Annotated in this window: 10 protein-coding genes; 8 read left to right on the forward strand and 2 right to left on the reverse strand. The window is 39.7% G+C overall.

Features of this window, described 5'->3' with window-relative positions; genetic code table 11:
* Positions 1–37 precede the first annotated feature (37 nt).
* Positions 38–1,228 carry a low temperature requirement protein A gene (locus tag JMX95_RS05050; protein WP_193007214.1) on the forward strand — a complete coding sequence of 397 codons (1,191 nt, stop codon included), beginning with the start codon at positions 38–40 and terminating at the stop codon, positions 1,226–1,228.
* Between the two features lie 161 nt (positions 1,229–1,389).
* The gene (locus JMX95_RS05055) at positions 1,390–1,554 is read left to right on the forward strand and encodes an MliC family protein (protein WP_193007215.1); all 165 of its coding nucleotides are present in this window, start codon (positions 1,390–1,392) and stop codon (positions 1,552–1,554) included.
* Positions 1,555–1,668: 114 nt separating this feature from the next.
* Here the strand turns inward: JMX95_RS05055 and JMX95_RS13830 are convergent, their stop codons facing one another.
* Both JMX95_RS13830 and JMX95_RS05065 read right to left on the reverse strand, forming a co-directional pair.
* Entirely contained in the window at positions 1,669–2,091 is a 423-nt protein-coding gene (locus JMX95_RS13830; RefSeq protein WP_227675974.1) for a transposase, read from the reverse strand.
* Positions 2,092–2,618: 527 nt separating this feature from the next.
* A complete protein-coding gene (locus tag JMX95_RS05065; RefSeq protein WP_193007216.1) occupies positions 2,619–3,344 on the reverse strand; it encodes a GntR family transcriptional regulator in 726 nt (241 codons plus the stop codon).
* A gap of 339 nt (positions 3,345–3,683) precedes the next feature.
* Here JMX95_RS05065 and JMX95_RS05070 point away from each other — a divergent pair, with 339 nt between their 5' ends.
* The 6 genes from JMX95_RS05070 (at position 3,684) to rluF (ending at position 11,190) form a co-directional block, all read left to right on the forward strand.
* Positions 3,684–4,973, forward strand: coding sequence for an SLC13 family permease (locus JMX95_RS05070; protein WP_201560165.1), 1,290 nt, complete (start codon positions 3,684–3,686; stop codon positions 4,971–4,973).
* Positions 4,974–5,476: 503 nt separating this feature from the next.
* Positions 5,477–6,517, forward strand: a complete 1,041-nt coding sequence (locus JMX95_RS05075) for a Bug family tripartite tricarboxylate transporter substrate binding protein (protein ID WP_193007218.1) — start codon at positions 5,477–5,479, stop codon at positions 6,515–6,517.
* Between the two features lie 118 nt (positions 6,518–6,635).
* Positions 6,636–7,091: a tripartite tricarboxylate transporter TctB family protein gene (locus tag JMX95_RS05080; protein WP_041753189.1), complete on the forward strand. Its 456-nt coding sequence runs from the start codon at positions 6,636–6,638 to the stop codon at positions 7,089–7,091.
* 5 nt (positions 7,092–7,096) lie between these two features.
* Entirely contained in the window at positions 7,097–8,599 is a 1,503-nt protein-coding gene (locus JMX95_RS05085) for a tripartite tricarboxylate transporter permease (protein WP_193007219.1), read from the forward strand.
* A gap of 215 nt (positions 8,600–8,814) precedes the next feature.
* The gene (locus JMX95_RS05090) at positions 8,815–9,588 is read left to right on the forward strand and encodes a sulfite exporter TauE/SafE family protein (RefSeq protein ID WP_227675970.1); all 774 of its coding nucleotides are present in this window, start codon (positions 8,815–8,817) and stop codon (positions 9,586–9,588) included.
* Positions 9,589–10,203: 615 nt separating this feature from the next.
* Entirely contained in the window at positions 10,204–11,190 is a 987-nt protein-coding gene (gene rluF, locus JMX95_RS05095; protein WP_193007220.1) for a 23S rRNA pseudouridine(2604) synthase RluF, read from the forward strand.
* The last annotated feature ends 254 nt before the right edge of the window (positions 11,191–11,444 follow it).

Below are 11,444 nucleotides of genomic sequence, written 5' to 3' on the forward strand. Positions count from 1 at the left end.
AAACACTTACGGCTCAACACTTAACGGACAAGCTTAAATGATCACTATACCTACCATTAATACAATAAGCGCCCGCGATCCCACTGAGCCATATCGACCCTCAACTACGCTAGAGTTATTATTTGATTTAGTTTATGTCATTGCCGTTTCAGCAGCCGCAAGCGGCCTTTACCAGCGCTTGCTTGCGCATGACTTTTTAGGGTTTTTGACCTTTATCATCGCCTTCTTTATTTTATGGAATGCTTGGACGAGCTTCACATGGTTTGCTTCCGGCTACGATCCTGATGATTGGTACTATCGTCTCTCAGTATTGCTGCAAATGTTTGGCTCATTAATGATTGCAGCCAACATCAATCAGTTTTTCGAGCAAGGATTGACATGGATAGGAGTCACTGGTTACGCGATCATGCGATTGGCCAGTTGTAGCCAGTGGTGGCGTGTTTATCAGCAAGTTAAAGGTCACAAACGGGTGGCTGGTCGCAGTATTATTGGCTTATTAACGCTACAAAGTGTTTGGATACTTTGGTTATTTCTACCTGCTTCGATACAAACGCCTGCGTTATTTTTATTTATAGCCGCTGAATTACTGATGCCAATTTGGGCGCGTGCAGCACAGAACATCAATTGGCATCCTCATCATATGGCTGAACGTTATGGCCTGTTGACCATTATTGTTTTAGGCGAAGGCGTGCTAGGAGTTAGTAATAGCATTCGAACCTTTTTAGTCAACTCCGAGTCTGCTGCTAGCGCTATTATATTATTAGGTTCAAGCCTTGTGGCATTGGTTTTTGCCTTATGGTGGCTCTATTTTACGATCCCGTTTGGTACTATTTTGGACAATGAGCGTCGTCGTTATGATTTATTCTTATTTGGCTATGGGCACTTTTTTGTTTTCGCTACGCTTGCAGCGTTAGGCAGCGCGCTTAATTTAGTGACCGATGCTTGGGCAAATACTCTAAATAGTACGGTCACTCAGCCTTATGCTATGGGATTATTGATGATCATGCTATTTGGCTTTTTAGTAACCCTAACCTTACTTCGAGCCTTAATGTGCCGCAAATCAAGTCACAATATGACGGCTCTTATTCTTGCCACCTTTATTATTTTGCTGAGCTATATCACAGTAGCGCAAGGGCTATCGATTACTTATGGTATTTGGCTAAGCCTGCTCGCGCCTATAATAATGACGTGGTACTTTCATCAAGATAACAAGCAATGGCAAGCCTAAGCTCTAATTTAATATTGCACGATAACAATGACTTGCAGAAAAACTCTAGTTTGCATTATCATAATTTTTTTTAATTATTTGACTTCCAACCTAATATTTATCTATAAGGATTATTATGAAAAACTAATGGCTGCGGCTCCTATTGTGCTACTAACGCACCTATGACTAGCACTGATCAAACAACTATTATGTCCTGTCAGGATAATGGTCAAATTGCCAATCTAAATGTGACGTTGCCTAAAGTGGGTATAAATAATAAAAAACTCACCTTGAATCAAGCAGTTTCAGCTTCTGGTGCTCGTTATGTTAATAGCACTGACCCTTAGATGAGCTATGATTGGCACACCAAAGCAAACTATGGTGTCATGAACGTAAACATGGCAAACGGTCAGACATATAGTGTCAACTGTAAAATATAAGTATTGATATTAGTGCTATAGTCAGTCCACAATAAAATTAGTACAGCCCATATCATGAAACAGTTTAGACAGATCGTTCTCCATCCAGCTTTGGCGTAGAAACTTTGCTTGTGCCCATTTTTTCTCGATGGGATTTAAATCAGGGCTGTAAGGTGGCAACCATAGAATACGATGGCCATTTCTGTTTAGTAGCTTTTGAATGCATTTGCTTTTATGAAATCTAGCATTATCCATAATAATCACGCATTTAGTCTTAAGGCTTGGGATAAGCGTGTGTTTGCACCAGTGATAAAATATATTGCTATTGATATTCTGCTCAAAGTAATCAAGCGCAAACAGCATTTTTTCATAGAGCGTACCAATAATATTAGTACGCTTTCTTGCTTGCCAGTTATAGCGATCAATACAAGTTTTACCAATAGGTGCATATCCGTAAGGTCTTATGCTTACAGCCTCAAAGCCACTTTAATCCATATGAATAATGGGGAAGCCTTACTGCGTAAAGCTATCAAGCTTATTCTGATATATCGCACTTTTTATTGGACAAGTTTTTGGATGCTCTAAGGTCTTTTTTTGACTGATTCCAAGACGCTTTAAAGCAGTGTGCATACCTGTCTTACTACCGTTAAAGCGCCTAGCCCGTTCATACAGATAATCATCAGGATATTATTCAACGTCTTTTAAAGAGTGCTTCATTCGGTATTTTAGTTGGTGGTTTATCCCTAGTTTTTTTGAGAGCCAACTTCTGTGCCAGCTACGAATGGTGATGGTACTCAGGTGATAGCCGCTTCTCTTATCGTCATGCTTTTTTTAATGCTATGCATTACTTGCTTGCGAAATTCGATTCAGTAATACATCGTTCCTCTAATTAAATAAAGTTGTTATAAACACTGTATCAGTTTTACATATTATTAATTGCATAATCCCTTTTCAAATAATCTGAATGAGTCGACCACTACTTTGATAAACCGCTAAATAATATTAATCTCATAACTGAATTTTTCTGCCAGTCCATATGATTCTCTATATTCGATAGGATCGCCTTCTAGATTCTTCGCAATGCGGCATACCTTAACTAAGTTTTCTTGCTTATTGTTGCCCAGATAATCATCACTGTGATCGGTTATAAAATACAGCGTCTCTACAGCAGACGATACGAATTGACCACACTTTGTATAGTAAAACGGATAGAGAAGATTCTCGAAATCTTCAGGATTTAGGGTTACAAAGGCTTGGAAGCGACTCTTAGGTAACCAAATCTTTTCACTTAACAAGACTCTGTCTTCAACCATACGCGTACGTTCTATATAAATGAGCGCTTTGTTTTTACCTATATTTAGTTTTTTATTAATGTCATCAATACCGTCTACAACCATGATTTTTTTAATTATGCCCGTCGGTGTGACATAGCGGGCATCTTTATCACGAAACTTAAAAAACCTTAATAATGAGCTTGCAAAATCTGGACGTTTTAAGAAGGTGCCTTTGCCTTGCTGCTTTATTAACACCCCATCTTCTACCAATTTTTCGACAGCTTTTCGGACAGTTCCTACAGATACTTCATACTTATCTGCAAATTCCTGTTCCGTCGGTAAGGGCGTGTTTTCATCCCACTTACTCTCTGTCAGTAACGTCTGTATATGCCATCGCACTTGCTCATAACGTGGCATTTTAAATTCTTTGAAATTATTTAGCATTTTTTTCACCACAGTGGAAAGGTTTTTATTAACTGTTTCAATCTCGTCAAGCACTGCTATTGCTGTAAAACTACGTTATCCCTGATCAATTTCTCTTAAGCTTTCAGCGCATTCGATAGGTATCACATTAATATTAAAGCATTATTATATTTTTATGATTAATCTTTCCTAATTAATGCCAAATTTTTTGCTATCATTCCACTCAATGATACGCTTTTAAAGCTCAGATGAGCTTCTGATATAAAAAGCTATCCGTCAATATTAGCGCAATGCTCTTTACTCTGTAAAAACTGCTATGGTTTTTTATAGAACTCATACAGTTAAGGTCAAGGAGTAGCCGTGACTTTTTATATTCTCGCCGCCATCGTGATATGTATCATTTTGGGCTATACCACTAAGATTAATATTGGCCTATTTGCTATTGCATTTTCATATCTGATCGGTTGTTTCGGTATGGGGATGAAGGCACATGAAATTGTTGAGCTATGGCCTCTCAAAATTTTCTTTGTTATTTTTGCAGTGACGCTTTTCTATAACTTTCCCCTAGCTAACGGTGCTTTAGAGAAGCTATCTAATCATTTAATCTATAAGTGCCGTCACTTTCCCGCATTCTTACCTTTGGTTATTTTCCTTGTTGCCACGATTATTGCAGGCCTAGGAGCCGGCTATTACACCGTCTTAGCGACGATGGCACCAATGATCCTGCTGTTGTCTAAACGCACTAACTTGAATCTTGTCATTGCTACTTTATCGGTGAACTATGGTGCCTTAGCGGGTGCTAACTTTATCACCTCACAAAGCGGTGTTATTTTTAGAGAGCTGATGCGCGGCGCAGGCGTCGCAAATGACAATACCTTTACTTATGTGTTAGGGGTGTTCGCTGTCACTTTTATAATGCCTATGATTGTATTGGGTGCTTATAGCTTTATCAATGCCAAGAACAGCAAAATAGCGATTCAGACGACCATACCAGAGCCCTTTGACAGTAAGCAAAAACAGTCTCTTGTACTGATCTTTATTATGATGGCTATTGTACTTATCGTGCCCATTTTAAATCTACTCATGCCACAAGTATCAGCGATTAAGTTTTTGAACGCTCGGATTGACATTGGTTTTATCGCCATATTTTTTGCTTTAGTGAGCTTATTTTTAAAATTAGGCGATGAAAAAGCAGTGATTGCTCTAATACCTTGGAATACCCTCATTATGATTTGTGGTGTTGGTATGTTAATCAGTCTCGGAGTAGAAATAGGCGTTATTTATGAGCTGACAGAATGGCTAAGTACCAATGTACCTATCTGGATGATACCGATTTTAGTCTTTGTTATTAGCGCCATTATGTCAATATTTGCTAGTACGCTCGGGGTAGTCGCCCCTACTTTATTTCCTATGGTCCTGCCCCTAGCAGTTGCCTCTGGACTGAGCCCTTTATTACTATTTACCTGTATTGTTGTGGGGGCGCAAAGCTCATCACTCTCGCCTTTCTCATCAGGAGGTAGTCTGATGTTAGGCGCTTCTCAAGTCGTTATAAACAAAGACAAGCTTTTTAATGCGCTACTATTCAAGGCAGTGCCCTTAGATATTGGTATCGGAATACTCGCAATTTTACTTATCCAGCTGATATTTTAACTTCTCATAGGTAAAATATACCGTGATTTTTTAATATTTTTAAATATGCTTACTATATTTTGATCCCAATATATCTATTTTTCTCACTAAATTCACAACTTCTTAAATCGTTGTCATAGCCTCGTAATGGTACTGATATCAACGTTATTTTTAGGATGTCTCAATAATCTTCGCCATCACCAAATCATCTTATCTATTTGTTTTAATTAATTTAAATATTTTTTTCGAAGAAATCAATATCATTTATTCATCCTGCATATTGCTATAACAGGAGACCTTATGCCGCCTTCAATTTAATATATTACTATAAAATTCATACATACATACATATGTTTCTTGTTATTTTTAAAATATTCTGTTACTTTTGCATAGTAATGAAAAGCATACGTTTATGAAGTTAATGAGACACATTAATCGAATGCTACCTTCACCTGTAATAACTTTATATTTTGGCCAAAATTCTATTGAATTTTTACTGTAAAAATACACACAAGGAGTGTCGTGTGAAAAAACTATCCTATCTGGCTCTTGGCCTGTCTGTCCTATCTTTGACTGCTTGTAACAATGCAAACGAAACTGCCAGTACAGATGCGACTGCCGCAGATGGCTCAACTGAGCTTACTGCCCCTTCACGTCCAGAATGTATTGCGCCTGCCAAACCAGGTGGTGGTTTTGACTTGACGTGTAAGCTTGCTCAAGCTGGCTTAAGAGATACTGGTATCTTAAAAGATCCTATGCGCGTCACCTATATGCCAGGCGGCGTCGGCGCTGTTGCTTATAACAAAATCGTTGCCAATGATCGGGATAATGGCGATGCCATTATTGCCTTCTCTACCGGCTCTATTCTTAATTTGTCGCAAGGTAAATTTGGTAAATTCACTGAAAAAGACGTGAAATGGCTAGCTGGTGTTGGTACTGATTATGGCGCTATTGCAGTCAATGCAGACTCTCCTATTAAAGATCTAGCTGGGTTAGTTGCTGAGCTCAAAAAAGATCCAAAAGCGATCAGCTTTGGTGCTGGCGGTAGTGTTGGTGGTCAAGATTGGATGCAAACCGCTATTTTAGCTAAAGCCGTTGGTGTTAAGCCTAGTGACATGACTTATGTTGCCATGGAAGGCGGCGGCGAGGCGATCACAGCAGTGATGGGCAATCATATTACTGTTGTTAGTGCCGGTATTGCTGAGATTATGCCGCAAGCCAATGCAGGTAAATTACGTGTATTAGCAGTATTTGCAGATGAAAGATTGGGCGGGACGATGACCGATATTCCTACTGCGAAAGAGCAAGGTTATGATGTGACGTGGCCAGTAGTTCGTGGTTACTACATGGGTCCAGACGTAAGCCCTAGTGCTTATAACTGGTGGAAAGAGGCTTTCGATAAGATGCTTGTTGATCCGAAATTCGCTGAGATACGTGAGCAACAAGAATTGCTGCCTTTCTCTATGACTGGCGATGAGCTACAAGCCTACGTTTATAAACGTACGGGCGAACTACGCGAGTTATCTGCTGAATATGGTCTTGTTGAAGCAGCACCAACCAAATAGTTACGTTGAGATTTAATAACCTTTAGCAATTGAATATCAAATATTTTGGTATTTCTCAAAGGGCTGGCAGGATATCTATCTGTCAGCCTTTTGCTCCAAAATTCAAGGAATGCTCCTTATGACAATGGAACGTTTGTTTTCCGGGCTGATGGCACTGGTCAGTATATTCTTAATATACTTAGCCATTGGTTATGTTGCCCCTATTGCTTATGACCCAATTGGTCCTCGTCCTTACCCTATTTTAATCTTTTCCCTGCTTGCCTTTGGCTGCTTAGTCGTTGCTTTTCGTCCCGCCAGTTTTACTAAAGCGATTGAATTGGGTTTAAATAAAACGATCATCCGTAATCTTATTTTATGTGCGCTTGCCTTATTGGTCTATGGTCTCATTTTTGAAGTATTGGGCTTTATTCTTGCCACTATTCTGATGTCTTTCGCCGTAGGTTTACTGTTTGCAGGTAATCCTCTAAAGAGTTTTATCTTTTCAGTGTTAATCAGTATTGGCTTATATGTCTTATTTGACCTATTTTTAGATGTCAAATTACCACTCGGATTGTTGTCAGGGATAATAGGATAGCCAATATGGATACTTTTGATTTTTTGATGCATGGCTTTGCTGTTGCATCTACCCCCCAAAACTTACTGCTGGCACTCATCGGCGCTTTTTTAGGTACGATTGTGGGCATGTTGCCGGGTCTTGGCCCGATTAATGGTGTAGCGATATTACTGCCATTCGCTTTTGCGCTTGGTTTACCGCCTGAGAGTGCGCTCATTTTGCTAGCAGCCGTTTATCTTGGCTGTGAATATGGTGGTCGTATTTCTGCCATTCTTATTAACGTACCCGGTGATGCTGGCGCCATTATGACGACTTTGGATGGCTATCCATTGGCAAAACAAGGCAAGGCTGGTATTGCACTGTCTTTATCTGCTGTCAGCTCTTTCGTCGGTGCCACTATCGCGACAATCGGTGTGGTGCTATTTGCGCCGTTATTAGCCAAATGGGCAATCTCATTTGGACCTGCTGAATACTTTGTACTGATGGTATTTGCTATTACCTGCCTCAGTGGTTTGGTAGGTGATCAGCCAGTTAAAACGGGTATTGCCGCGTTGATTGGTCTTGGTCTAGCAACTGTTGGGGTTGATGCTGTTACTGGTATTTACCGCTTTACCTTTGATTCGGTTAATCTGTCTGATGGCATTCAATTTACCACCATTGTTATTGGTTTCTTTAGTGTGAGTGAAATTCTAATCTTGCTCGAAAAAACAACGACTGGACACAAGGTTATTGAACAAGGTAAGCGCAGTTTATTAAACTTTAAAGAGTTTACTTTTGCTTTTGGAGCCATGCTACGTAGTGGTCTAATGGGCTTTGTCGTTGGTATCTTACCAGGTGCAGGCGCAACGATTGCCAGTGCAATGACTTATGCTAGTGAACGTAAAATCGCTGGTGATACTGGAACCTTTGGTGATGGTGATCTTCGCGGTGTTGCATCGCCAGAAGCAGCTAATAATGCCTCAGCTTGCGGCTCATTTGTGCCAATGTTGACGCTAGGTGTGCCAGGTTCTGGTACGACAGCAGTCATGATGGGTGCGTTGACGTTATATAACATTACACCGGGTCCACAGTTATTTACTGAGCAGCCAGATATCGTATGGGGTCTGATTGCCTCATTATTTATCTGTAACGTGATTTTGCTAATCATGAACATCCCTTTGGTAGGTTTGTTCGCCAAACTGCTTGATGTACCAAACTACATCTTGATACCAGCCATTGCTGCGGTCAGTTTCGTTGGCGTATATTCTATCCATAGCACGACTTTTGACTTGGTCTTTATGGTGGCACTTGGTGTATTTGGTTACTTTTTACGTAAACTAAATTTTCCATTATCAGCGCTTATTTTGGGCTATGTATTGGGTGAGCTCATGGAGTCTAACTTAAGACGAGCCCTATCTATCTCTCAAGGTGAGCTTAGTATCTTATGGAGCAGCCCTATTACAGTAGTGCTATGGTTGTTGGCTATTTTGATGGTATTTATGCCAGTTATACGTAGTATCTACCGTAGAAAATTTAAGCCTGCTATTTAAGTTTTAGTTACTCTGTTCTCAAAATACTCTCCGGTGGTGGTTATACTCTATGTATGACCACCATTTTTTTAGGAAATAGTTACACCCGATACTTTTAATGAACGCGTTGAAATTGCTAGAGGAATGAAAATGCTACTCTAATAAAACCTCTTATCATTTAGACAGATTTAGTTGACTACTACCACTTGATGTCACTCATGAAATAGGATTTTATAGTGCTCCTTGTTTTAGATTTACTACAATCCATCCCAAGTTGGCATTTAGTAGGCTTGTTTTTCGCTGGCATGGCCGCTTTTATTATCTCTACTATATCGGGTGGTGGCGGTGCTATGTTACTGATACCAGCCACTTCTTGGATGATAGGGACAGCGGTTGCACCACCTGTGATCAATTCGGCTACTTTGATTAGTAATACATCTCGACTATATTTATTCTGGAATGATATTGATTGGTCATTGACCAAATATTACGTACCAAGTGCCATTATAGGTGTGTGGCTAGCAGCATTTGTTTTTAGTCATTTAGATGCTGGCTGGATTCAGTTATTGGTTGGCGTGTTTTTGGTATCTACTATATTCCAATATAAGTTTGGTAAGGTAAATAAAACTTTTGATATGCCAAAAGCAGGTTTTATACCTTTGGGCTTTATGATTGCTTTCATGAGCACATTAGTGGGCGGTCTCGGCCCTATACTTAACCCTTTTTATATGAATGCTGGACTAGAAAAAGAAAACCTTATTGCTACCAAAACGGCTAATTCTTTTTTTGTAGGTATGGTACAAATCGGCAGCTATTCTTTTTTTGGTATATTCACCGTCAAGCTCTGGGTATATGGCATTGTCTTAGGATTAGGTGCCGTTATTGGCAATATCATCGGCAAACGCTTTTTGGCCGGTATGAGTATTAGTCAGTTTAGAATAATGCTACTCATGCTAATGGTTATCAGTGGCGTAATAATGATAATAAGAAACCTGAATGTGCTGTTTTAATAAGCCTTTCATTCGATGCTGTGACTATATTACAGCAAATTTACATAGGTAATCGCGGTGAGTTTACATCGCTTATCCTTACCAATTTAGCACATGCACATGATACATTTTTTGAAATGTACTCAGCTTGGTTATCCTTGACCTATGCTGTCAATCCTGTAGAAACTAGCTTGAGAGAGTCTAACTAACCAACTGGACAGTAAAATTCAAACCCCTAGCAAGTTTGTTCACAAGGCAACCTCGTAATTTGTACTACGCTTAGAAGCATCAGATTTTTCCAATATTCCCTTCTCTATCAAGTCATTGATACTTCGTAGTACTGGGTCTATAGAACACTTGGTCATCATTGCCCATTTCTTAGTACTCAGCTTGCGATAAAAATCAGTGCATAAAGTATGACCTCTGCCGTCAAATCCGTAGAAACAAAATTGGGATAATATTGATTTTAATAGGTACAAATACGATACTGGATATATTTCTAAGGTTTTGCCCTTCTCTCCCGAAATGGATATTGAATTTCCTATATAATGTGAGCCATCTCTTTGTTGATAACCCCTTTAATTTAGGCTTTTTTCTTAGTAAAAAAATGCTTCTTATCAGGTAAAACGGTGCTTTATGTTTAACGCTTCCTCAACTCGTTTAAATAAATACATCAGCGAAAGCGGTATTTGCTCCAGGCGAGACGCTGACCGCTTTGTTGAACAAGGTAATGTATACATCAATGGTAAGCGTGCTCAAGTAGGCGATCAAGTGGTTGCTGGAGATACGGTAAAAGTCAACGGGCAACTCATTGAGCCGCGAGAGGCGGATGATTTTGTGTTTATTGTCTTGAATAAACCCGTGGGTATTGTGAGCACTACAGAAGCTTCAGAAAAAGATAATATCGTTGATTTCGTTCGACATAGTACACGTATTTTTCCGATTGGACGTTTGGATAAAGACTCTCAGGGTTTAATCTTTTTGACCAGTAATGGTGATCTGGTTAATAAGGTACTTCGTGCTGGTAATAACCACGAGAAAGAATATTTAGTGACGGTGAACAAGCCGATAACAGATAGTTTTATTGAGGGTTTAGCTGGTGGCGTGCCAATGCTTGGGAAGATGACCAAGAAATGCCCGGTTACTAAGATGGCACCCACCGTGTTTAACATCACGCTAGTGCAGGGTTTAAACCGCCAAATTCGTCGTATGTGTGAGCATTTTGGCTATGAAGTGGTGAAGCTTGAGCGTACGCGGATTATGAATGTCAGTCTTAAAGGTACTCCCGTTGGAGATTGGCGTGATTTAACCGAAAAAGAGTTGTCTGTTTTACTTAAGTCCATAGAAGGTTCTTCTTCAGATGCCAGTAATCCGGGCAAGAAATCTCGTAATGCGCCACGAAAAAATGCTCGTACTGATGATTCGTCAAAGACAAAAACGTCTTCGAAATCAGCGGGGGCAGCAAAGGGCAATAAAAAACATGCCAAGGATGATGCTAGAAAACCAGCGGGTTCTAAAGGTAAAGATAGACGTCCTTTTGGTAATGGCAAGAAGGCTGTAGGCAATGGCAAACCTGCTACAAATGGTAAGCGCCCTGCAAAAGGTCGAAGTTCTAAGCGGTAGCAGTATCGCGACTATAGATTGATGGTTAATGGTTAACTAATTAAGACAGCTGATAAAAGATGCTGCACGAAAAGCCAGACAATTTCAGTTGTCTGGCTTTTTTGTTACCTGTGGATTTCCTCAACCAAATAATTTTTATTATAAAGCCAAATCATAACTAGGATGTGTCTGCACGAAGTGTAACTATCCCCTAAACTAACACAGCTCAAACGTAGAATTTCTTATAAAATACCCATAAGGAGTTTTGATATGAG

The organism is Psychrobacter sp. NC44 (assembly GCF_904846655.1).
Classification (GTDB): Bacteria; Pseudomonadota; Gammaproteobacteria; order Pseudomonadales; family Moraxellaceae; genus Psychrobacter.